26 protein-coding genes are annotated in these 19,825 nt (G+C 63.1%); 10 read left to right on the top strand and 16 right to left on the bottom strand.

The features are described from left to right. Positions 1-484, bottom strand: a 484-nt coding sequence (gene purE / locus ACN0YF_RS14005) for a 5-(carboxyamino)imidazole ribonucleotide mutase (RefSeq protein WP_417494869.1), incomplete at its 3' end; no start/stop codon positions are given. Between the two features lie 161 nt (positions 485-645). Here purE and ACN0YF_RS14010 point away from each other — a divergent pair. After that, the gene (locus ACN0YF_RS14010; protein ID WP_417481890.1) at positions 646-1,392 is read left to right on the top strand and encodes a GGDEF domain-containing protein; all 747 of its coding nucleotides are present in this window, start codon (positions 646-648) and stop codon (positions 1,390-1,392) included. 37 nt (positions 1,393-1,429) lie between these two features. On the opposite strand, the gene ACN0YF_RS14015 is transcribed toward ACN0YF_RS14010, so the two are convergent. Then, positions 1,430-1,642, bottom strand: coding sequence for a YdcH family protein (locus ACN0YF_RS14015; RefSeq protein ID WP_417481889.1), 213 nt, complete (start codon positions 1,640-1,642; stop codon positions 1,430-1,432). A gap of 149 nt (positions 1,643-1,791) precedes the next feature. Next, positions 1,792-2,388, bottom strand: a complete 597-nt coding sequence (locus tag ACN0YF_RS14020; RefSeq protein WP_417494870.1) for a UbiX family flavin prenyltransferase — start codon at positions 2,386-2,388, stop codon at positions 1,792-1,794. Positions 2,389-2,476: 88 nt separating this feature from the next. Here ACN0YF_RS14020 and ACN0YF_RS14025 point away from each other — a divergent pair, with 88 nt between their 5' ends. The 3 genes from ACN0YF_RS14025 to ACN0YF_RS14035 all read left to right on the top strand — a co-directional run bounded on the left by ACN0YF_RS14025 (position 2,477) and on the right by ACN0YF_RS14035 (position 4,525). Beyond that, complete coding sequence (locus tag ACN0YF_RS14025) at positions 2,477-2,665, top strand: YdcH family protein (protein ID WP_417481887.1); 189 nt, start codon at positions 2,477-2,479, stop codon at positions 2,663-2,665. 89 nt (positions 2,666-2,754) lie between these two features. Next, complete coding sequence (locus ACN0YF_RS14030; RefSeq protein ID WP_417494871.1) at positions 2,755-3,609, top strand: tetratricopeptide repeat protein; 855 nt, start codon at positions 2,755-2,757, stop codon at positions 3,607-3,609. A 106-nt stretch (positions 3,610-3,715) separates the two neighbouring features. After that, on the top strand, positions 3,716-4,525 hold the full coding sequence (locus tag ACN0YF_RS14035) for an SDR family NAD(P)-dependent oxidoreductase (protein ID WP_417481885.1): 810 nt from the start codon (positions 3,716-3,718) through the stop codon (positions 4,523-4,525). 96 nt (positions 4,526-4,621) lie between these two features. Here ACN0YF_RS14035 and ACN0YF_RS14040 read toward each other — a convergent pair whose 3' ends face one another. Continuing rightward, positions 4,622-5,308 carry a DUF1013 domain-containing protein gene (locus tag ACN0YF_RS14040; RefSeq protein WP_417481884.1) on the bottom strand — a complete coding sequence of 229 codons (687 nt, stop codon included), beginning with the start codon at positions 5,306-5,308 and terminating at the stop codon, positions 4,622-4,624. Positions 5,309-5,459: 151 nt separating this feature from the next. Continuing rightward, the gene (locus ACN0YF_RS14045; protein WP_417494872.1) at positions 5,460-6,446 is read right to left on the bottom strand and encodes an NAD(P)H-quinone oxidoreductase; all 987 of its coding nucleotides are present in this window, start codon (positions 6,444-6,446) and stop codon (positions 5,460-5,462) included. A gap of 55 nt (positions 6,447-6,501) precedes the next feature. Here ACN0YF_RS14045 and ACN0YF_RS14050 point away from each other — a divergent pair, with 55 nt between their 5' ends. Beyond that, the gene (locus ACN0YF_RS14050) at positions 6,502-6,699 is read left to right on the top strand and encodes a DUF1192 domain-containing protein (RefSeq protein WP_417481882.1); all 198 of its coding nucleotides are present in this window, start codon (positions 6,502-6,504) and stop codon (positions 6,697-6,699) included. Positions 6,700-6,777: 78 nt separating this feature from the next. Then, a complete protein-coding gene (locus tag ACN0YF_RS14055; protein ID WP_417481881.1) occupies positions 6,778-7,305 on the top strand; it encodes a DUF1465 family protein in 528 nt (175 codons plus the stop codon). Between the two features lie 136 nt (positions 7,306-7,441). On the opposite strand, the gene rpmE is transcribed toward ACN0YF_RS14055, so the two are convergent. Further along, positions 7,442-7,660, bottom strand: a complete 219-nt coding sequence (rpmE, locus tag ACN0YF_RS14060; protein ID WP_417494873.1) for a 50S ribosomal protein L31 — start codon at positions 7,658-7,660, stop codon at positions 7,442-7,444. A gap of 213 nt (positions 7,661-7,873) precedes the next feature. On the opposite strand from rpmE, the gene ACN0YF_RS14065 reads away from it, so the two are divergent. Together ACN0YF_RS14065 and ACN0YF_RS14070 are read left to right on the top strand one after the other, a co-directional pair. After that, the gene (locus ACN0YF_RS14065; RefSeq protein WP_417494874.1) at positions 7,874-8,125 is read left to right on the top strand and encodes a type II toxin-antitoxin system CcdA family antitoxin; all 252 of its coding nucleotides are present in this window, start codon (positions 7,874-7,876) and stop codon (positions 8,123-8,125) included. Next, positions 8,126-8,431, top strand: coding sequence for a CcdB family protein (locus tag ACN0YF_RS14070; RefSeq protein WP_417494875.1), 306 nt, complete (start codon positions 8,126-8,128; stop codon positions 8,429-8,431). Positions 8,432-8,450: 19 nt separating this feature from the next. Here the strand turns inward: ACN0YF_RS14070 and ACN0YF_RS14075 are convergent, their stop codons facing one another. From ACN0YF_RS14075 to thiE, 6 genes are all read right to left on the bottom strand, one after another. Then, a complete protein-coding gene (locus tag ACN0YF_RS14075; protein ID WP_417481877.1) occupies positions 8,451-9,440 on the bottom strand; it encodes a peptidoglycan -binding protein in 990 nt (329 codons plus the stop codon). Between the two features lie 3 nt (positions 9,441-9,443). Beyond that, positions 9,444-10,436, bottom strand: a complete 993-nt coding sequence (locus tag ACN0YF_RS14080; protein ID WP_417494876.1) for a hypothetical protein — start codon at positions 10,434-10,436, stop codon at positions 9,444-9,446. A gap of 109 nt (positions 10,437-10,545) precedes the next feature. Beyond that, positions 10,546-11,343 carry an inositol monophosphatase family protein gene (locus ACN0YF_RS14085; protein WP_417481875.1) on the bottom strand — a complete coding sequence of 266 codons (798 nt, stop codon included), beginning with the start codon at positions 11,341-11,343 and terminating at the stop codon, positions 10,546-10,548. Positions 11,344-11,347: 4 nt separating this feature from the next. Beyond that, on the bottom strand, positions 11,348-11,914 hold the full coding sequence (efp, locus tag ACN0YF_RS14090; protein WP_417481874.1) for an elongation factor P: 567 nt from the start codon (positions 11,912-11,914) through the stop codon (positions 11,348-11,350). A 102-nt stretch (positions 11,915-12,016) separates the two neighbouring features. Continuing rightward, complete coding sequence (locus ACN0YF_RS14095) at positions 12,017-13,177, bottom strand: tetratricopeptide repeat protein (RefSeq protein ID WP_417494877.1); 1,161 nt, start codon at positions 13,175-13,177, stop codon at positions 12,017-12,019. An 81-nt stretch (positions 13,178-13,258) separates the two neighbouring features. Next, on the bottom strand, positions 13,259-13,879 hold the full coding sequence (gene thiE / locus ACN0YF_RS14100) for a thiamine phosphate synthase (protein ID WP_417494878.1): 621 nt from the start codon (positions 13,877-13,879) through the stop codon (positions 13,259-13,261). Between the two features lie 662 nt (positions 13,880-14,541). Between thiE and ACN0YF_RS14105 the strand changes: the two genes are divergently transcribed. Then, positions 14,542-15,000 (top strand): peptidase S1, encoded by a 459-nt coding sequence (locus ACN0YF_RS14105; protein ID WP_417481871.1) that lies wholly within the window; start codon positions 14,542-14,544, stop codon positions 14,998-15,000. Positions 15,001-15,080: 80 nt separating this feature from the next. Here the strand turns inward: ACN0YF_RS14105 and ACN0YF_RS14110 are convergent, their stop codons facing one another. From ACN0YF_RS14110 to gap, 4 genes are all read right to left on the bottom strand, one after another. Then, positions 15,081-16,124 carry a class I fructose-bisphosphate aldolase gene (locus ACN0YF_RS14110; protein WP_417482001.1) on the bottom strand — a complete coding sequence of 348 codons (1,044 nt, stop codon included), beginning with the start codon at positions 16,122-16,124 and terminating at the stop codon, positions 15,081-15,083. A 124-nt stretch (positions 16,125-16,248) separates the two neighbouring features. Beyond that, the gene (locus tag ACN0YF_RS14115; RefSeq protein WP_417494879.1) at positions 16,249-17,460 is read right to left on the bottom strand and encodes a phosphoglycerate kinase; all 1,212 of its coding nucleotides are present in this window, start codon (positions 17,458-17,460) and stop codon (positions 16,249-16,251) included. Between the two features lie 4 nt (positions 17,461-17,464). Continuing rightward, positions 17,465-17,836, bottom strand: a complete 372-nt coding sequence (locus ACN0YF_RS14120) for a hypothetical protein (RefSeq protein ID WP_417494880.1) — start codon at positions 17,834-17,836, stop codon at positions 17,465-17,467. Positions 17,837-17,851: 15 nt separating this feature from the next. After that, positions 17,852-18,862: a type I glyceraldehyde-3-phosphate dehydrogenase gene (gene gap / locus ACN0YF_RS14125; RefSeq protein WP_417494881.1), complete on the bottom strand. Its 1,011-nt coding sequence runs from the start codon at positions 18,860-18,862 to the stop codon at positions 17,852-17,854. A gap of 280 nt (positions 18,863-19,142) precedes the next feature. On the opposite strand from gap, the gene ACN0YF_RS14130 reads away from it, so the two are divergent. After that, a partial coding sequence (locus tag ACN0YF_RS14130; protein ID WP_417494882.1) for an NAD-dependent epimerase/dehydratase family protein occupies positions 19,143-19,825 on the top strand: 683 nt, incomplete at its 3' end.

Consider the following 19,825-nt stretch of genomic DNA (forward strand, 5'->3'; position numbering starts at 1 on the left):
CGGTCTGGGCCTGGCGCCAGGCCGACAGGGCATTGGCGATATCAGGATCGGAGAGCGACAGGATGGAGGCCGCCAGCAGGCCGGCATTCTTGGCACCGGCATCGCCGATGGCGAGCGTGCCAACGGGAATCCCGCCCGGCATCTGGACGATGGAGAGCAGGCTGTCCTTGCCGCTCAACGCCTTCGACTTGATCGGAACACCCAGCACCGGCAGCGTCGTCATCGAGGCGACCATGCCGGGAAGGTGCGCCGCACCGCCGGCACCGGCGATAATCACCTTGATGCCCCGGCCGCGGGCCGCCTTCGCGAAGTCGACCATGCGGTCCGGCGTCCGGTGAGCCGAGACCACGCGCACTTCATGGCGAATGTTGAGGGCATCCAGGATGTCGGCTGTCTTCTTCATGGTCGGCCAATCGGACCGCGATCCCATGATGACGGAGACATCGGGTTGATGACCGGGAGAATTCGGCGAAAATTCGCTCATGACGCTTCCTGCGCGTGAAAAGGAAGCGCGGGACCATAGCTTTCACCGGCCACAGGTCAAGATGGCCAGTCGTGACAATGGATTTCTTTTCGTTTTTGAGGGTTTCTTAACCACACTTGGCGAGCCTGAGGGTGAAAAGAATCGCCCAGGACGACCACCCCATGCGCATCGGACCCACGAATACGACGCGAGACGTCACGCGTACCGGCAAGGCCGGGGCTGCGAAGTCTGCCGGCTCGGCCGGCGCGATCGACGCGCCGCGTGATGCGGCCTCGATCATGGGCGTTCCGGAAGCCGAATTGACCCCCAATGTCCAGCGCGCACTCCTGTCCTTGATGGGAGAGGTCGACCAGCTGCGCAAGGAAACCGAACGCCTGCGCGGCCGGGTTCGCGAACTGGAATCCCTCGCCGACCATGACGTGCTGCTGCCAGTGCTCAACCGCCGCGCCTTCCTGCGCGAGGTGAGCCGTGCGCTCGCCCTCGCCGAGCGTCACAATGCGCCCTCGGCCCTGATCTATCTCGACCTGAACGGTTTCAAGGACATCAACGACACCTACGGCCACGCCGCCGGCGATGCCGCCCTGCACCATGTCGCAGCACAGCTGACCGCGCATGTCCGCGAAACCGACGCTGTCGGCCGTCTGGGCGGCGACGAGTTCGGTGTGGTGCTGACCCTGACCGGACCTGCCGGGGCCGACACCAAGGCTCGCCAGCTCGTTGACCGGCTGGAGAAGGTTCCCTTCGTGCACGATGGCCGCGAGATGTATGTCGGTGTCGCCTGGGGCGCCTATCCGCTTGAGCCCGGGCGCAATGCCGCCGAGGCCATGGCAGAGGCCGATGCGGCCATGTATGCGCGCAAGCAGGACCAAAAGCGCCAGCTCGAGGCCGCCGCACGCAAGAAGGCCTGACCGGCACCGCCGGAGCCCGCCATCCATTTTCAGAAAATCAGGCGATGATGTCCGGGGTGAGCTGGTCGGTCAGGGCCGCAAGCTGGTCCTTGATCCGCAGCTTTTCCTTTTTCAGCCGAGCCAGTTTGAGCTGATCGGTGACACCGTTCACGGCCAACGCGTCAACCTCGTGATTGAGGGCTTCATGCTGCTCGCGCATCGATGAAATGCGCGAACGCAGCTCCTGCGGGTCAAAGGATTGTCCGTCCATGCCTGTACGGTCTCTTTTCTGGCCAAACCGGCCGTGCGGAAACTGCGGAGGCTCAAGCGTCCGTCGGCAGCCGTCGCGCCGAAGCCGGGATCATAGCGCTTTTCGTGAATCAATGAAATCGCCGAGTGCCGGATTCAGGCGAGATTCTCTCAACTGCGCGGGCGGCGTCCGCCCTCGAGATCCTCACCCCAACGCCGGGTTGCGTCCCAGTCGAGACCGAACAGATCCAGGGCTCGCCCGACCGATTGGTTGACCAGGTCATCAATCGTCACCGGCTTGGCGTAGAAGGCCGGCATGGGCGGGCAGATAATCGCGCCCATCTCGTTCAACGCGGTCATGGTCCGAAGATGCCCCAGATGCAGGGGCGTCTCGCGCAGCATCAGGACAAGCCGGCGACGCTCCTTCAGGACAACGTCCGCGGCGCGCGTCAACAGGCTCGATGTCACACCCGAGGCAATCTCCGACATGGTCCGCACCGAACAGGGTGCGATCAGCATGCCGCGGGTCTGGAAGGAGCCCGAGGCGATCGCCGCGCCGACATCGGGCATCTTGTAAACATGGTCGGCACCGGCGCGAAACTCGGACACCGAGAATTCGGTCTCGTAGTGAAGCGTCATTTCGGCGGCCTTCGAGGCGACCATATGGCTCTCGATCCCCAGCTCGCGCAGGGCTGCCAGGGCACGGATGCCGTAGATGATTCCGGAGGCCCCGGAGACCCCGACAATCAAGCGGTCTGATTTTACCATCACCTAACCCCGAAACGTTTCGTGAATAGACATAACGCTGGAACCTGCTTCAATCCATTCATCCACTTCACCAAGAGGAGTTTAATCCATGCCAATCGCAGCCCGCATTCGTGAGCTCGACGCGCGTCATACGCGTCTGGACGCCCAAATCGACGAGGTTTTCAAACACCCGTCGGCGGATTCGCTTGAGGTCGCTCGGTTGAAAAAGGAGAAGCTTCGACTGAAGGAACAGATAGAAAGCCTGCGAATGTCGGAGCCCAAAACGCTCGTCGGCTGATCGAATCTCTGGGGCGGCTTTCGGGCCGCCCCTTTTGCGTTGTAGAGTGGCGAGGGGAATTGATTGCGGTCGATGAATCGGAGATCGAAATGCGCATCCTAGTCATGATTGTGTCTGCCCTGTTCCTGGGCGGACCAGCTGCCGCCATCGCGCAGAAACCAGCCGACGCCTGTGCCGACGGCCGTGCAGCCATGGATGCCGGCGAAACAGGCAACGCCGCGGAACTGCTCGAGGAATGCCTCGGCACCAGCGAGCAGGAACCCGAGGACGAGGTCCAGACCTATGCCGCGCTCGGCGCCGCCTATCTCGCCGAGGAACGCTACCAGGACGCCCTCTCCGCCTACAACATGGCCTTCGCCATCGCCGACACCCAGCACGCCGCCATCGCCAGTCCGATCCTGTGGCGCAATCGCGGCATTGCCCGGGCCGAGCTCGGCCAGCTTGATGCGGCCCTCGCCGACCTTCAGCACGCCGCCGCGGAAATGCCCGACGATGTCCTGACCTTCCTGAATATGGGCTTCGTCTATCAGCGCATGGATCGTCACGCCGATGCAGTCGTGTCCTATGATGCCATTGTCCGGCTTGAACCGGACTGGATGGGCGCCTGGCTCAACCGGTCGAGCGCCCTGCTCGACGCCGGCATGACAAGTGCCGCCGTCGCCGATGCGCGCCAGGCGGTCGAGCTGGAACCGGAGAACGGCTCGAGCCTGAACATGCTGTGCTGGACCCTGATCCAGGACGGACGCGCCGATACCGCCCTGCCGCTTTGTGAAGCCGCTGCCTCGATCGAACCCGACACCGGTGCGATCATCCACTCACACGCGACGGCGCTGGAAGCCGTCGGCCGTCTCGACGAAGCGCTGCCGCTCTACCAGCGGGCGCATCAGCTCGATCCGGAGGATCCCCAGATCACCGCCGACTTCGAGCGCACACACCACCCCTGAACCCGCACCGCTCCGGCTGGGAGACGCGTTGCCTAACGCCTCGGCCTGTGCGAGTGGAGACAATTGAGCGGCGCCCGATGCGCCGGTTTTACAGGAAGGTTTTCCCATGGCCTCTGGCGATCGAGTCGCAATCATTACCGGCGGAGCAAACGGGATCGGCAAGGCCTGCGCCCGCCGTCTGAGCGAGGACGGATGCAAGGTCGTCATCGCCGATATCGACACCGCCTCCGGTACAGCGCTGGCCAGCGAGCTGGGCGGCGATCGCGGTCGCGCCCTGTTTGTGCCCTGTGATGTCTCCGACCGCCTGTCTGTCAGCAATCTTCTGGCCGAGACCCGATCGGCCTTCGACCGCCTGGACATCCTGGTCAACAATGCCGGCGTCGTTGCGAAGGGTGATATTCTCGAGCTCTCCGAAGCCGAGTTCGACCGAGTCATCGGCGTCAATCTGCGCGGCGCCTTCCTGGTGGCCCGCGAATGCGCCAAGCAAATGGTCGAGCAGATCGAGGAGAGCGGAGAGCGGACCGATGATGCCCGCCGCCGCTATGCCATCATCAACATGTCGTCGGTCAATGGTATCATGGCGATCCCTGACCAGCTGGCCTATTGCACCAGCAAGGGCGCGCTCAACCAGCTGACCAAATCAATGGCCCTGGGCCTCGCCAAATACGGGATTCGCGTCAATGCGATCGGGCCGGGCAGCATCAATACGGATGTGCTCAAGGCCGTAAATGAGGACAAGGCGGCGATGGACAAGATCCTGTCGCGCACGCCCATGCATCGAATTGGTGACCCGGATGAGGTCGCTTCGGTGGCCTCATTCCTGGCGTCGAAGGATGCGAGCTATATCACCGGCACCACGATCTATGCCGATGGCGGGCGGCTGGCCCTCAATTATACGGTTGCTGCCGACCAGTAATCCGCCCGGTCACTCACGGGGCCATCCAGGCAGGCGTTGACACAGGCGGGACGGACAAGGGGCACAGCCCGTCGTCCGTCCCGGCCTTGCAACAGCCTATTCTTCGTCTTCCTCGGCATCCTTTTTCGACGGGCTGCCGAACAGGGTCTCGAGATTGATTTCGCCCGCGGCCGGCTCATCCGAGTCGGCAACCAGCTGCTCGCGTGGCTTCAGGGTGTCAGCCAGCAATTCCGGATTTTCTTCCTCGATCTTGCGACGGCGCGAGGAAGCCTTCTTGACCTGTTCATCAAGGTCGATCTGGCTGCAAAGGCCAAGCGAAACCGGGTCGGTCGGCTTGATGCCGCTGGAATTCCAGTGAGTCCGGTCACGGACCGCTGCGATCGTCGTCTTGGTCGTGCCGACCAGTTTCGAGATCTGCGGGTCGGACAGTTCCGGGTGGTTGCGCACAAGCCAGGCGATGGCGTCCGGGCGGTTCTGGCGCCGCGAAAGCGGCGTGTAACGCGGACCGCGGCGCTTGGCCGGCTGGTGCAGATCGGAATATTTCGGCTGAACCGGCGTCATCCGGAAGGTTGACTTGCCCTCGGCCTTGGCAATTTCCTCGCGGGTCAGCTGACCGTTCGAAATCGGATCGGCACCGCGCACGCCAACGGCGACATCGCCATCGGCAATACCTTTGACTTCCAGGGGATGCAGACCGCAGAAATCCGCGATCTGGTCAAAGGTCAGCGAGGTGTTGTCAACGAGCCAGACCGCCGTGGCTTTCGGCATCAGGATCTCGGTCATGTCTTGCTCCTTCGGAGAATAAAAAAAAGCCCGACGCGGTGCCGGGCTTGGGCTTCCGACGCTAGCGGTCTGAGTATCAGTCCAGCCAAGCGATTTGCGGCCTCTATATCGCAGCAGGACGAGTCTGCAAAGCAGATTACACTCTCGCGCATCAGGGGATCAGCAGAATCTTGCCGGAATGCGCGCCCGAATCGAGCCGTTCGTGTGCGGCGCGGACATCGTCGAGCGCAAAGCGGGCATCGATCACCGGGCGCAGCTGACCAGCCTCAACCCAGGGCCAGACCGTGCGCCGCACAGCCGCCGCCAGTCGCGCCTTCTCGGCATCGGGCCGGGCGCGCAGGGTCGAGCCCGTCAGGGTCAGACGCTTGAGCATGACGCGCATCAGATCAATCTCGACGCGGCTGCCCTGCAGGAAGGCAATCGAGACCAGACGCCCGCCCGGCCGGGCCAGATTGATGTTCTTCTGGACATAGCTGCCGCCGACCATGTCGAGCACGACATCGGCACCGCCGGCCTCGGTCAGGATCGCTTCATAGTCTTCTTCGCGGTAGTTGATCGCCCGGTCCGCGCCAAGGGAGCGGCACAGGGCGCATTTCTCTTCGGTGCCGGCCGTCGTGAAGACGCGGGCGCCGGCGGCCTTGGCCATCTGGATGGCTGTTGTGCCGATTCCGCTCGACCCGCCATGGATCAGGATGGTCTCGCCCTGCAACAATGCACCAATCTCGAACACATTCGCCCAGACGGTGAAAACCGTTTCCGGCAATCCCGCCGCATCGGTCAGCTCCATCCCGGCCGGGAGCGGCAAGACCGAGCCGGCAGGCGCGCGAACATGATCGGAATATCCCCCGCCAGCGACCAGGGCGCAGACCGGATCACCGACCGCGAAGCCGCTGACGCCCTCTCCCAAAGCCTCGACCCGGCCCGACACTTCCAGCCCCAAACCTTCCGGCGCACCGGGCGGTGCCGGGTAGAACCCCATCCGTTCGATCTGGTCCGGCCGGTTGACGCCGCATGCCGCTGTGCCGATCAGGACCTCACCGGCGCCGGGCTGCGGCAAGGGCCGCGTCTCGACCCGCAGGACTTCAGGCCCGCCGGGCGGATTGGCGGTGACGATGCGATTTGTTTTCGGGTCTGGCATGGGACTCTTCCGGACTTCGGGTTATGCTGGGATCAGGACTGCGATGGAGGTCATCATGTTCCATGACGAAGAGCCTGCTGCAAGCCGCCTCAAGCCCGAGGCCATCATTCCCGGCGCGGATCTCAGCGCCCTGTCACTGTCGGATCTCGCCGAGCGCCGCGCGCTGCTGGAGACCGAAATCCAGCGGATCGACGCGATTACTGAGAAAAAGCGGGCCGGACTGAGCGCCGCAGACGCCGTGTTCAAGATTTGATCAACCAATTGGGCCACTCTGGCCCGAGCTTTGCTACGAATCGCCAGAAGCTGACACAGACGGACGACTGGACGCATGATGACCGATAGCCAGACACCAACCCTTTTCCCCGCCGGTTCCGCACCGGCAGCACGGGCGATGGATTTCTGCAAATCCGAGATGTTCGGCAAGCTTTTCCGCGAGGGCATGGACCTGGTGGAAGAGACGGCGAGCTATCTCGATGGCGCGGGCCGCGACGATGCCAAGTCCCTCAACCGCGCCGGCGCCCTGTCCTATGCGACCGAGAGCATGAAGCTGACGACACGTCTGATGCAGGCGGCCTCCTGGCTGCTGGCCCAGCGCGCCGTGGCCGAAGGTGAAATGTCGGCCGAGGATGCCACGGACGGCAAATACCGTCTCGGCAGTGACCGGCCAACCGAACAGCTCTGGCCGGAAGGCGAAACACCGCCGCCAATCCTGCTCAATCTGGTCGAGCGCTCGCGTTCGCTCTATGCCCGCCTGAAGCGCACGGATGACAATCTCTATGCCGAGGGTGCGCCGGAAGCTGAAAACAACCCGGTCGCCGACCATCTGGAACGGTTGCGCGGCGCCTTCAGCCAGGGCTGATCGCCAGCATTACACAAACAAAAAGGCCTCCCGGAACGCTTCGGGAGGCCTTTTTGTTGCTGCGCACTGCCAGACAGGAAAAAGGCGCGATCCGGTGAGGATCGCGCCCGTTTCATTCAAGCGTGTTCGAGAAGGATCAAGCGAAGCCTTTGAACTTGTCCTTGAAGCGCGAAACACGGCCGGCGCGGTCAAGCAGGTGTGCGTTGCCGCCGGTCCAGGCCGGGTGCGAGGTCGGATCGATGTCGAGATTGATCGTGTCGCCTTCCTTGCCATAGGTCGATTTGGTCTGGAAGGTCGTCCCATTGGTCATCACGACATTGATGATGTGATAATCGGGATGGATATCTTGTTTCATCGGTCCGGCTTTCTTCTCTAGCTGTGCCACGCCAACTCGCGTGACGCACACAGCTGATATCTCTCAGGAGCGGGGCTGATACCTGAAGAATCCGGGCGAAGCAAGCGAGGGAATGAGTCGCCCGCCTGGCAATTCCTTGGGATCGAACCCAATCCGTCGACATGCGTATGCTGCATACGTATAATACTGCACGGTTCACGGGAGGCCCATCCGATGAAATACGAAACACCCGGCACTCGCCAACGCGTCAACCTGACGGTCCGCGAGGACGTCATATCGGACGCCCAAGCCCTCGGCATCAATATCTCGCGCGCTGCTGAAGCCGGGATTGAGGCGGCTTTGAAGGCCGAACAATCACGACGCTGGCTCGCAGACAATGCCGACGCCATCAAGGCTCACAATGAGCGCATAAAACGCGAGGGCATGGCGCTTCCCGCTCCGTGGTGGGCGGAGGAGGAAGCGTAAGTGGCCCGCTTCGACCTTTTCCGCGTCAACAGCCGGCGTATTCCGCTGGTGGTGGATGTCCAGGCTGAGATCCTCGGCGACCTGGCCAGCCGTGTCGTCATACCACTGCGTCTCGTCGAACAGGCTGAAGAGCCGCCACTGCCGAGACTGAAGCCGGTCCTCGTGATCGGGGGCCGGTCTTATCTGCTCCTGACGACGGATATTGGCGCCCAGCCAGTCCACTCGCTCGGCGAGCCCGTCGGAAATATCGAGCAGCATCGCGACGAGATCACGTCGGCGATGGACTTCTTCTTCCAGGGGTTCTGACCCCGCCGCCGCGCTTTGCCTAGCGCGACGTCAGCTTCAGCTCGATGCGGCGATTGCGGGCATTGTCTTCGGCCGTGCGGCCGGACACCAGCGGATGGAATTCCCCGAACCCGGCCGCGACGAGCCGTTCCGGCGGCACACCCAGCTGTTCCATCCATTGTACCACCGAGATCGCGCGAGCAGCCGAGAGGTGCCAGTTGGACGGATAGGTGGTGCGGATCGGGACCGGGTCGGTATGGCCATCAATCCGTATCACCCATTCGAGATCAGAGGGGATTTCCGTCGTCAGCTGGATGATGGCATCGGCGATCGGACGCAGGCTCTCGCGGCCCTCATTCGACAGCGCGGCCGAGCCGGACGGGAAGAGGACATCGGTTTCGAACACGAAGCGGTCACCGACAATGCGCACACCGGTGCGGTTGCCGAGAATGGCGCGCAGGCGGCCGAAGAAATCGGAGCGATAGACGGCCAGTTCGGCGGCGCGTTCCGCCAGGGCGGCGTTGAGCCGCTCGCCGAGATTGATGACCTGGACCTCGGCCTCCTCCGCACGCTGCTCGGAGGCTTCAAGCGCGGCATTGAGCGTCGCAATCTGGTCGCGCAGCACCTGCATCTGCTGGTTCAGCAGCGCCAGCGCCCGCATGGATTCGGATGACATTTCGCGTTCGGCTTCGAGCTCGGCGCTCAGGGATTCGGCCTGGCCATAGGCCATGGCCAGCGCGCTGTTGAGGGCATCGCGCTCATCGACCAGACCGGTGATGCGCACTTCCAGCTCGGCATTCTCGTCGCGCGCCAGATCTAGCTCATTGGCCAGCTGGGAGAGCTGGGCATTGAGGTCGGCCAATTGCTGGTCGCGGCCCGTCAGCGCGCGGCTGAGGGCAAATTGCCCGGCCACGAAGATCGACAGCAGAAAGACGATGACCAGCAACAGCGTCGCCAGCGCGTCGACAAAGCCGGGCCAGTGATCGCCGTTATCGGCTTCCTGGAAACGCGAGAAACGCGGCGACGCCATGACCTATTCTCCCGCCCGGTCCCGGGCTTCGAGGGTCCGGATCAGGACACGGATTTCATCGCGCAATGCACGCGCTGCTTCCTGCTGCCCTTCGCGGGCATCCTCGGCAAAGCGCTGCATGGTGATATCGAGCTGGCGCGTGTGACGCTCCAGCGTATGGGAGAGACGATCAAGGGTCTCCGCCGTCTGCTCCAGCAGCGCGCCGACATAGGCACTCGAGGTCTCGCCATCCCCACTGCCCGCCGGACCGGCGGACGAGAGGCGCGAAATGGAGGAGAGCCATTCCTCGATCTCATTGTAGAAACGGTTCTGGGCGCGGCTGGCCTGCAGATCGAGGAAGCCGATCACGAGGGAGCCGGCCAGACCGAAGAGCGAGGAGGCAAAGGCGGTGCCCATGCCCTCGATCGGGTCCTGGATGGCCGACATCAACCGCATCACATCGGCTTCGCCGCCGGTCGAACTTTCCGTCACCGCCCGGACCGCCTGGCCAACGTCGGACACGACCGCCAGCAGGCCCCAGAATGTGCCGAGCAGGCCGAGAAAGATCAGCAGACGCCCGAAATAGCGCGTGAAGGCACCCGCCTCGGACATGCGTGCGCCGACCGAGTCGAGCACGGTGCGAACGGATCCGGCCGAAAGGCGGACGCGGCCATCGGTCTCGCCGATCATCGAGGCCATCGGGGCGATCAGGGCGGGTGGCGGTGGCAAGGTGATGCCGGCCTCGGCCGAACGGAAACGCTTGAGCCAGTTGGCGGCCGGCCCGATCCCCAGCGCCTGGGCGAAGGTATAGATCACGCCGATCACCAGCACGGCGAGGATCACGCCATTGATCGCCGGATTGGCCTGGAAGGCCTCGACCAGCTGAGCGCGAAGGAAAATGGCGAGCGCTGCCACGATCGCGGTGAACAGGGCCATCCAGACAATATAGCGCCAAGGACCCGTGAAGCGCACCTCCGTCTGGATCGCGCTCATCCGCTCATCAGGCTGTACCGGCATAACTTCCCCTCACATCACTCGCAGCGTTATTCATCCCAAGGCATTGGGACGATTTGGTGGCGAGGTCAAAGGTGAAGTGGGAAAATCCGCTTCGCTGGCCAGGGCCCGGTCAGGCGGCGGCGACTTTCAGCCGTTCGAGCAATTGAGCCAGCATGCTCTCATTGCCCGCCGCGATACTGCCCGTACCCAGAACATCCTTGCCGCCATCAATCTCGGCAATATAGCCACCGGCTTCACGCACCAGCAACAGGCCGGCAGCGATATCCCAGGGCTTCAGATCGCGTTCCCAGAAGCCGTCATAACGGCCAGCAGCGACCCAGGCGAGGTCGAGAGAGGCCGACCCCATGCGGCGGATGCCGGCACAGCGCGGCATCACCTGGTGCAATTCCTTGAGGAAGCGGGCATGGCCGGTCTTGCCGACGAACGGCATGCCGGTGGCGAAGACCGCCTCCTCGAGCTGGGTCCGGCCGGCGACCCGCAGACGGCGGTCGGCGAGCCAGGCGCCGCGGCCCTTCTCGGCGTGGAACATCTCGTCGGTGGCAGGGTTGTAGATCACACCGGCCACCAGCTCGCCCTCGCGCTCGAGCGCGATCGAAACAGCGAAATGCGGCATGCCGTGCAGGTAATTCGTGGTGCCATCGAGCGGATCGACGATCCAGCGGTGCGACCGGTCGGAGCCTTCGACGATGCCGCGCTCTTCCATCAGGAAGCCATAGCCCGGACGCGCCGTCATCAGGCGGTCATAGATGATCTCTTCGGACTTGTGGTCGGCCATCGAAACGAAATCGGCCGGCCCCTTCTTGGAATACTGCAGATGTTCAACATCGCGAAAATCGCGATTGAGCTTGCGTCCGGCACGGCCGGCAACATCGACCATGACTGTCAGAAGAGGAGAAAGCGTACCCACTGATCTACTCCGCCCGTTTCACGTATGAACCATCTTCCGTCGCGATCACGACGCGCTCGCCGGTGCCGACGAATGGCGGAACGGCGGTGCGGATACCGTTTTCCAGGATGGCGGGTTTGAAGGAATTGGCAGCGGTCTGCCCCTTCACCACCGGTTCGGTTTCCGTGATTTCCAGGGTCACGAATTGCGGCAGGGAAATGCTGATCGGGCGCTCTTCGTGGAATTCGACCACGACATTCATGCCATCCTGCAGATAGGCCGTGCTTTCCTCGCCGACGAAATCCTTGCGCAGTTCAATCTGCTCGAAGGTTTCCTTGTCCATGAAGGTCAGCGTATCGCCGCTGTCGAACAGGAAGGTCTGGTCGCGCTGCTCGAGACGGACGCGCTCGACCTTGTCGGCGGCGCGGAAGCGTTCATTGAGTTTGCGGCCATCGAGCAGGTTCTTCAGCTCGACCTGGGCAAAGGCTCCGCCCTTGCCTGGCTTGACGTGGTCGGTCTTCACTGCGACCCAGAGCGAGTCCTGATGTTGCAGCACATTGCCGGGACGAATTTCATTGCCGTTGATTTTCATGCGTCACCTATCGGAAAAACCGTGTGCACCGCCCTTGGGCCGTGGAGTGGCGCTCTCCTATCAGCGGGGACAGATATCGGCAAGCGGCGCGGCACTGCCGGCCTAGCGCATCGACTCGACCTGGGCCCGGATCCGCTGCTGCACGTCCAGCGGCAGCGCGCGTTCCAGACCGGCCTGCAGGCGATCACGATCCGGATCGCCGACCGGCGCGCCAAGCGCATCGACCGACGCCATCAACGCCCAGCCATAGGCCGCTTCCAGATCGACCGGGATGCCGTCACCACGGGCGAGGGCGAAGGCAAAGAGAAACTGGCTCTCGGCATCGCCGCCGCGGGCACCCTGGGAAAACCAGTAGGCCGCCGCGAATGGATCGGCCTCGGCTCCCCGGCCCTGATACAGCATCAGGCCATACTGCCCTTCGGCCGGCGCATAGCCGCTCTCGGCGGAAATCCGCATCCAGCGCAGGGCCTCGGCATCATCCTGTTCACCGCCCTCGCCGGCGGCCCACATCATGCCCGCCTGGAAAGCGGCCTCTGCGTGGCGATTGCTGGCCGCGCGTTCGTACCAGGCGCGTGCACCGGAGGCGTCGACGGGCCCGCCGGTGCCGGCATCGAGCAATTGTGCCAGCTGATACATGCCCTCGGGCGAGCCTTGCTGCGCGGCGCGCTCGGCCCATTCGCGAGCGGAGATGGCGTCCTGGGGCACGGGGGAATTCTTCTGCTCGATCGCAAAGGCGACCATGGCATTGAGATGCCCCAGGCGCGCGGCGCGTTCGAACCAGACACTGGCCTCACCCAGCGCGAGCGAGGGATCACCCAGTCGCGCCAACAGGCCAAGCTGGTACAGCGCGATCGGTTCGTCCCGGTCGGCCGCCCGGCGGAACCAGCGCGCGGCGGCGGCGTAGTCGGGCTCGGCCGTAAGGCCGTCGCGGGCCATCATGCCCGCCAGGACAGAGGCCTCGACATTGCCACCGGCAGCCGCGGTCTCGGCATATCGCTGCGCCAGAACCCAGTCCTGGGCGATATAGGCGATCTGGGCCCGGTAATAGGCCGCGTCGGCGGCATTGAGACCCGTCGGCACCTCGGCGTCCGCAGCGTCCATGCCGGCGATTGCCGCGTCCTGGACGTCCTGGGGGAGCAGCATCAATTCAGCCGGAAAGACCTCCTGTGGCTCAGCAGCGACCAGTGGAGTATCCGCGACGTCCTGTGCCAGCACGGGCGCGGCGAGCACGAGGCTCAGGCAGAGAGCAGGAAAAATCTTCATTTTGCCTATCAGCGACGGGAATGCGGCAAGGTCAAGACCGGCGGCATGAAGCTGAGGAATTTGTAACCTTGTCCGCCCGGCTCAGCCCGCGGCGCAGAGCGCCTTGAAGGCCGCCACGGCCGCCACCGGTCCGTCGGGGTGTTGCCACACGCCCGCGGAGACCGCGATGAAATCGGCGCGCGCCTCGACCAGCGGGCCGGCATTTTCGACCGTGATGCCGCCGATGGCGACGCAGGGCAGTTCAAACACCTCGACCCACCATTTGATCAGATCGATATCGGCCTGGTGGCTGACGTCCTTGGTGGTGGTGGGGAAGAAGGCACCGAAGGCGACATAATCGGCACCCGCCTCGCCGGCCAGCATCGCCAGATGGCGGCTGTCATGGCAGGTGACACCGATCGTGCGGTCCTTGCCGAGCAGGGCGCGGGCGTCCTTGACGCTGCCATCCCCCTGCCCGAGATGCACGCCATCGCACCCAAGCTCGGATGCCAGGGCGGCATCATCATTGAGGATCGCCGCGACGCCATGCTGCTGGGCGATGGCGATCAGGGGCGGCGCCAGCTGCCGGATCTGCTCCGGGGTGTGGTCCTTGAGCCGGATCTGCAGCGCGGCGACATCGCCGGTCGCCAGCACCTCGACCAGGGTCTCGGCAAATTGCGCATCGATGCGCGGCGGCGTTATCAGATAGAGCTGGGTTGTCATGGCGGCGTTTTGACCGATTTTGACCCGGGTGGCTAGTGGGGCTGCATCGCGGCCGGCACCAAAATCTCCACGCGGCCTGCCGCTGGAGGTTTGAGGGTTCCTCCCCGGATTGGGAGGTGTGCGGGACGCCGGCGAATGCCGGTTAGCGCAATAAATAGTTGAGACATTCGAGACGTCCCGCACGTGGAGATTTACTCAGGCCCCTCGCGGGCCCTGCCTCGAAATGACCGTGGAAGATTGGTCGAGCCCTAATGCCTCACTTCCCCGATCATGGCCCCACCGGAACTCGGGCTGTCACGCCTTTGTGCGGATGGGCTCCACGCTCCCGATCGCCGCAAGTGACTGAGCTCACGCCTCCCGTGCAACCGGAACGCTGGAAGCATAAGCGCAGGCAGAGGGGGTGGGGATAACATCACCAAAATATCGTCATCCCGACAAAGGTCGGGACCTCGATAGACCGGGCTCCGCACCTGTCCCGCCTGGGTCCTGACTTGCGTCAGGATGACGTGGGATAATTGTCGGACGTGGGGGATAGGCGCCGGATCCCGGCCCAAATGCAGCCGTCAACGCACGGCGTTCATCTGGCCGTCATCAACGGCAAGGCATGTTGCGAGACATCAACCAGAGATCCTGTTGCGATCCAGTTCTATTAGGGGAATTACATGTCCATCAAAACCGTTCTTGCCGCCACCCTCGCTGTTGCCGCGCTGACCGGCGTCGCTTCCGCCCAGAATTATTCGCTGCCGCCGACCTATGGTTCCGTGGCACTGAATCCCGGCTTCATGCCTGACCCCTACCAGGTACAGGTCGTCGCTGGCGGCACGATTGATGCCTCCTCGCTCAGCCCTGCCTGCGTCGGGATGATCGCCAATGCGCCGGATTATCGCCTGCAATACGGCGGCGGTGGCTCCCAGCTCTTCATCGGCGTCACCTCCTCGGCCGACACGACCCTGGTCGTCAACGGCCCGGACGGCAGCTGGTATTGCAACGACGATTACAACGGCCTGAACCCGGTCGTCGGCGGAGAGAGCCCGGATGGCGGCCAGTATGATATCTGGGTCGGCACCTATGGCAGCTCGACGGCGCCTGCCACCATCTTCATCACCGAATACGCCCAGTAGATTTCAGACCATCGCCGAAACGAGAACGGGGCCCGCAATGCGGGCCCCGTTTTTTGTGGGTGGCGACAGGCGGTCGCGGCTTACGCCCCGGCCAGTTCCTTCTCCATCGCCGCATCATATTCGCCCAGTGCGGCGAGGCTGTTCATCCTGGCGCGGTGATTGAAGGCCGCCTGGGCCGCATCAACATTGCCAGGCTTACCAGCCCAGACCTTCAGCGGCGCCGCCTGCAGCGCGCGGCCATAGGAGAAGCTGACCGGCCAGGGCAGGTCATAATTCGCGGTCATGGCATTGAGGTGAGCCGTGGCTTCCTCATCGGACTGACCACCCGACAGGAAAGCGATGCCCGGAACAGCGGCCGGCACGCAATTGGCCAGACACTGTACGGTCATGTCGGCGACTTCCTCGATGCTGGCGCGATCGTCATTCTTCGTGCCCGAGATCACCATGTTCGGCTTCAGGATCGTGCCTTCCAGGATCACGCCCTGGTCAAACAGCTCGCGATAGAGCGTCTTGAGCGCGAATTCTGTGACTTCATAGCAGCGCTCGATCGAGTGATCGCCATCCATGATGACTTCCGGCTCGACGATCGGAACGATATTGGCTTCCTGGCACAGCGCCGCATAGCGGGCCAGGGCGTGCATATTGGTATTGATGCAATACTGGCTCGGCATGGATTCATCGCCATTGCGGCCGATATTGATCACCGCGCGCCATTTGGCAAAGCGGGCACCGAGACCGTAATAATCTGCGAGGCGGTCGCGCAGGCCATCAAGGCCTTCGGTGATCATCTCGCCATCGCTGCCGGCCAGTGCCTTGGCACCGGTATCGACCTTGATGCCCGGGATCGCGCCGGCGGCCTCGATCAGCTTGGTCAGCGGCGTGCCGTCCTTGGCCTTCTGACGGATGGTCTCGTCATAGAGGATCACCCCGGAGACATACTGGCTCATCGCCGGTTCGGTGCGGAACAGCATCTCGCGCCAGTCGCGGCGGTTATCGGCCGTATTTTCCAGATCGATCGAGGCAAAGCGCTTGCCGATCGTGCCGGTGGATTCGTCTGCGGCCAGCAGGCCCTTGCCCGGTGCCACCATGGCGCAGGCGGTTTCGTTGAGTTGGTCCAGATCCATCATGTCATCCCCAGCTTGGTTCGATCTTTGTCTTCAGCATCATGTTTCGGGCCCCTTCTATACAGAGCCCGGGCGAATCCCAAGACAGGAAACGGCCCGTATTGCGCTTTTCGCTGCCGCCGCGTCAGGCGTTGACGCGCTCAGCCTGCATCAACACCTCAACGCCCGGCAAGGCCTTGCCCTCCATCCACTCGAGGAAGGCACCGCCCGCCGTCGAAATGAAGGTGAAATCATCGGCGACGCCGGCCTGGTTGAGCGCCGCGACCGTATCGCCGCCGCCGCCAACTGCCACAAGTCCGTTCTCACGCGCGGCCTGCGCGACATGATCCGCCACAGCCATTGTCGCGGCATCGAAAGGCGGCGTCTCGAACGCGCCGAGCGGACCGTTCCAGATCAGCGTCTTGCAGGTGTCGATTGCCTGGTTGAGCGCGACAACCGTGCCCGGACCGCAATCGAGGATCATTTCATCCGCGCCGACATCATGGATCGAGGTCAGGCGGGTTTCCGGGTTCGCCTTGAATTCCTTCGCCAACACGACATCGCTCGGCAAAATGACCCGGCAGCCCGCTTCCTCCGCCGCGACCAGGATCAACCGCGCCGTGTCGGCCAGATCGGCCTCGCACAGGCTGGCGCCGACCTTGATGCCCTGGGCGTGCAACAGCGTATTGGCCATGCCGCCGCCGACGAAGAGGATGTCGACCTTCTTCACCAGATTCTTCAGGAGATCGATCTTGGAGGAGACCTTGGCGCCGCCGACCAGCGCGATCAGCGGGCGCTCGGGCTTTTCAAGCGCGGCCACGAGATGATCGATCTCGCGCTGCATCGCCAGTCCGGCATAGGCCGGCAGCAAATGCGCCACGCCCTCGGTGGAGCCATGGGCGCGGTGAGCGGCGGAGAAGGCGTCATTGACGTAGATATCGCCGAGGCGCGCCAGCGCTGCGGCGAAGGCCGGATCATTGGCCTCCTCGCCGGGCTCGAAGCGCGTATTCTGCAGCAGCAGCACGTCGCCATCGGCCATGTCGGCCACAGCCGAAGCGGCATCGTCGCCGACGATGTCATCGACGAAATCAACCGCAACGCCAAGCAGATCGGCCAGGGGCTGAGCCACGGGCTCAAGCGAAAGGCCGGTGACGCGGCAACCCTTGGGGCGGCCGAAATGGGCCAGCAGGATCACTTTCGCCCCGGCTTCGCGCAGGAATTCGATCGTCGGCAGGGCCGATTGCAGACGGGTATCGTCGGTGACGTTTCCATCCTTCATCGGCACATTGAAATCGACACGCACAAGCACGCGCTTGCCGGCAATATCAGCGTCCTGGATGCGGCGGATCATGGTCATTCACTCAACTCCGAAACGTGTGGACGGCCAAGCCTATCAGGTAGGCGAATCCTGGCCAGATGATGAGCCAGTTGGCGGCCGCGACCGTGAGGCGCAACAGCGCCGATGCAGGGGCTAGCCTGGGAAATGGCAGAAAGAACCAGGGAAATACAAACCCGGGCAAACCGTGTTTCTCAGCGAGATAACTTATCTTGCGGGCCTCGAAAACGAGTGCGCGAGGCAAGGTGATTACGATGAGATAAAGTGCATATCCGACGAAAGGATGCTGGGTCGAATCAGCGACCGCAGCCATCACGACGAAGCCGGCGATTGCGCCAAGACCACGCTCTGGCCGATCAAAGGGCCGGAACTCGAAGATCGGCTCCCGATCGGTCACGCCGCCTTTCTCCCCCTAGATGAAACGACCCATCGCCGCGGCCGTATCGACCATGCGGCAGGCGAAGCCCCACTCATTGTCGTACCAGGTCATCACCCGGACCAGACGCTCATCGATGACATTGATCTTGTCGATGGCGACGATGGAGGAGCGGCTGTCGTGATTGTAGTCGATGGAGACCAGCGGGATGCTGTCATAGCCGAGCACGCCCTTCATCGGGCCGTCTGCGGCGGCGATGACGGCATCGGAGAGTTCCTTGGCCGTGGTCGCGCGCGACGGCACGAAGACGAGATCGATCAGCGAGACATTCGGGGTCGGCACGCGCACGGCGGCGCCATCGAGCTTGCCGATCAGTTCCGGCAGCACGAGGCCGACAGCCTTGGCGGCGCCGGTCGAGGTCGGGATCATCGACATGGCAGCAGCGCGGGCGCGGTGCAGGTCCTTGTGATTGCGGTCCAGGGTCGGCTGGTCGCCGGTATAGGCGTGGATGGTGGTCATGTGACCGCGCTCGATGCCGACGGCGTCATTGAGCACCTTGGCAACAGGGGCGAGGCCATTGGTGGTGCATGAGGCATTGGAGACAATGATGTCGGCGGCGGTCAGCTGGTCGTGATTGACGCCATAGACGATGGTCTTGTCGGCGTTCTTGGCCGGAGCCGAGCACAGCACACGCTTGGCGCCGCTCTCGATATGGGCCATGGCGGCGGCCTTGTCGTTGAACTTGCCGGTGCATTCCATCACCAGATCAACGCCCATGGCCTTCCAGGGCAGTTGCGACGGGTCGCGGTTGGAGACTTTCTGGATGCGGCCGAAACCGGCATCGAGCCAGTCTTCGCCGACCTCGATCTTGCCGGGATAGCGGCCATGCACGCTGTCATAGGTCAGCAAGTGGGCATTGGTTTCCGGCGTCGAGCTGTCATTGATCGCCACGACTTCCACCTCGCCCCAGCGCTGCTCCTCGAGCACCGCACGCAAGGCAAGACGGCCAATGCGGCCAAAACCGTTGATCGCAACCCGAAGGGCCATACCCAGTCTCCTCAATACCGATAACTATCTCCCGGCGCCGGTGCGACGGGCTGTTGGTGAATTTGGCGCGGATTTACCCGCCTTTGAGGCTACAGTCCACCGGATGATTGCGGCAAAACAGCGTCGCTGGTTATTCCAGAGGCCTCGAAAATGCGTCTTGAACTGTGCCTGAGCAGGACTCCACCTGCTTGACCGCAGAGCAGGGACTTGAATTGAATCCGGACGCCTGCGAGAAACAGAGTAGAAAACCACATCAACACCATGGGCGGACGCCAGTACTATGAAAGTTATCGTTCTCGGTGGGGACGGCTTCTGCGGATGGCCGACAGCGCTCCACCTCTCCAATCTCGGCCATGACATCGTCATCGTCGACAATCTCTCGCGCCGGATGATCGACGTCGAACTGGAAGTGGAATCGCTGACGCCGATCCGGCCAATGAGCGAGCGCATCGCCGCCTGGAAAGAAGTTTCCGGCCGCGACATCCGCTTCGTCAGCATGAATATCGGCAAGGATTTCCAGGAATTCATCGATCTGATCGATGAGGAAAAACCCGATACCATCGTGCATTTCGCCGAACAGCGCGCCGCGCCCTACTCGATGAAATCGGCCCGCCACAAGCGCTACACGGTCGACAACAATCTCAACGCCACCAATGACGTCCTTGCGGCGATCGTCGACAGCGGCCGGGACATCCATCTCGTCCACCTCGGCACGATGGGCGTCTATGGCTATGGCACGGCGGGCATGAAAATTCCCGAGGGCTATCTCAAGGTGAAGGTCCAGACCGATGAAGGCCTGAAGGATCAGGAGATCCTCTATCCGGCCAATCCGGGCTCGATCTACCACATGACCAAGACCCAGGATCAGTTGTTCTTCCATTTCTACAACAAGAACGACAAGGTGAAGATTACCGACCTCCACCAAGGCATTGTCTGGGGCACCCAGACCAATGAGACCAAGCG

It is taken from the genome of Maricaulis sp., assembly GCF_048270265.1.
Classification (GTDB): Bacteria; Pseudomonadota; Alphaproteobacteria; order Caulobacterales; family Maricaulaceae; genus Maricaulis.

What these genes read in the sequence shown, in the direction of transcription:
- rpmE (WP_417494873.1), bottom strand. Translation starts at nt 7,660, where the DNA reads ATGAAACAAGATATCCATCCCGATTATCACATCATCAATGTCGTGATG.
- ACN0YF_RS14030 (WP_417494871.1), top strand. Translation starts at nt 2,755, where the DNA reads ATGCGCATCCTAGTCATGATTGTGTCTGCCCTGTTCCTGGGCGGACCA.
- gap (WP_417494881.1), bottom strand. Translation starts at nt 18,862, where the DNA reads ATGGCCCTTCGGGTTGCGATCAACGGTTTTGGCCGCATTGGCCGTCTT.
- ACN0YF_RS14015 (WP_417481889.1), bottom strand. Translation starts at nt 1,642, where the DNA reads ATGGACGGACAATCCTTTGACCCGCAGGAGCTGCGTTCGCGCATTTCA.
- ACN0YF_RS14025 (WP_417481887.1), top strand. Translation starts at nt 2,477, where the DNA reads ATGCCAATCGCAGCCCGCATTCGTGAGCTCGACGCGCGTCATACGCGT.
- ACN0YF_RS14065 (WP_417494874.1), top strand. Translation starts at nt 7,874, where the DNA reads ATGAAATACGAAACACCCGGCACTCGCCAACGCGTCAACCTGACGGTC.
- ACN0YF_RS14050 (WP_417481882.1), top strand. Translation starts at nt 6,502, where the DNA reads ATGTTCCATGACGAAGAGCCTGCTGCAAGCCGCCTCAAGCCCGAGGCC.
- thiE (WP_417494878.1), bottom strand. Translation starts at nt 13,879, where the DNA reads ATGACAACCCAGCTCTATCTGATAACGCCGCCGCGCATCGATGCGCAA.
- ACN0YF_RS14095 (WP_417494877.1), bottom strand. Translation starts at nt 13,177, where the DNA reads ATGAAGATTTTTCCTGCTCTCTGCCTGAGCCTCGTGCTCGCCGCGCCC.
- ACN0YF_RS14110 (WP_417482001.1), bottom strand. Translation starts at nt 16,124, where the DNA reads ATGGATCTGGACCAACTCAACGAAACCGCCTGCGCCATGGTGGCACCG.
- ACN0YF_RS14055 (WP_417481881.1), top strand. Translation starts at nt 6,778, where the DNA reads ATGACCGATAGCCAGACACCAACCCTTTTCCCCGCCGGTTCCGCACCG.
- ACN0YF_RS14010 (WP_417481890.1), top strand. Translation starts at nt 646, where the DNA reads ATGCGCATCGGACCCACGAATACGACGCGAGACGTCACGCGTACCGGC.
- ACN0YF_RS14035 (WP_417481885.1), top strand. Translation starts at nt 3,716, where the DNA reads ATGGCCTCTGGCGATCGAGTCGCAATCATTACCGGCGGAGCAAACGGG.
- ACN0YF_RS14105 (WP_417481871.1), top strand. Translation starts at nt 14,542, where the DNA reads ATGTCCATCAAAACCGTTCTTGCCGCCACCCTCGCTGTTGCCGCGCTG.
- ACN0YF_RS14115 (WP_417494879.1), bottom strand. Translation starts at nt 17,460, where the DNA reads ATGACCATGATCCGCCGCATCCAGGACGCTGATATTGCCGGCAAGCGC.
- ACN0YF_RS14045 (WP_417494872.1), bottom strand. Translation starts at nt 6,446, where the DNA reads ATGCCAGACCCGAAAACAAATCGCATCGTCACCGCCAATCCGCCCGGC.
- efp (WP_417481874.1), bottom strand. Translation starts at nt 11,914, where the DNA reads ATGAAAATCAACGGCAATGAAATTCGTCCCGGCAATGTGCTGCAACAT.
- ACN0YF_RS14080 (WP_417494876.1), bottom strand. Translation starts at nt 10,436, where the DNA reads ATGCCGGTACAGCCTGATGAGCGGATGAGCGCGATCCAGACGGAGGTG.
- ACN0YF_RS14075 (WP_417481877.1), bottom strand. Translation starts at nt 9,440, where the DNA reads ATGGCGTCGCCGCGTTTCTCGCGTTTCCAGGAAGCCGATAACGGCGAT.
- ACN0YF_RS14040 (WP_417481884.1), bottom strand. Translation starts at nt 5,308, where the DNA reads ATGACCGAGATCCTGATGCCGAAAGCCACGGCGGTCTGGCTCGTTGAC.
- ACN0YF_RS14020 (WP_417494870.1), bottom strand. Translation starts at nt 2,388, where the DNA reads ATGGTAAAATCAGACCGCTTGATTGTCGGGGTCTCCGGGGCCTCCGGA.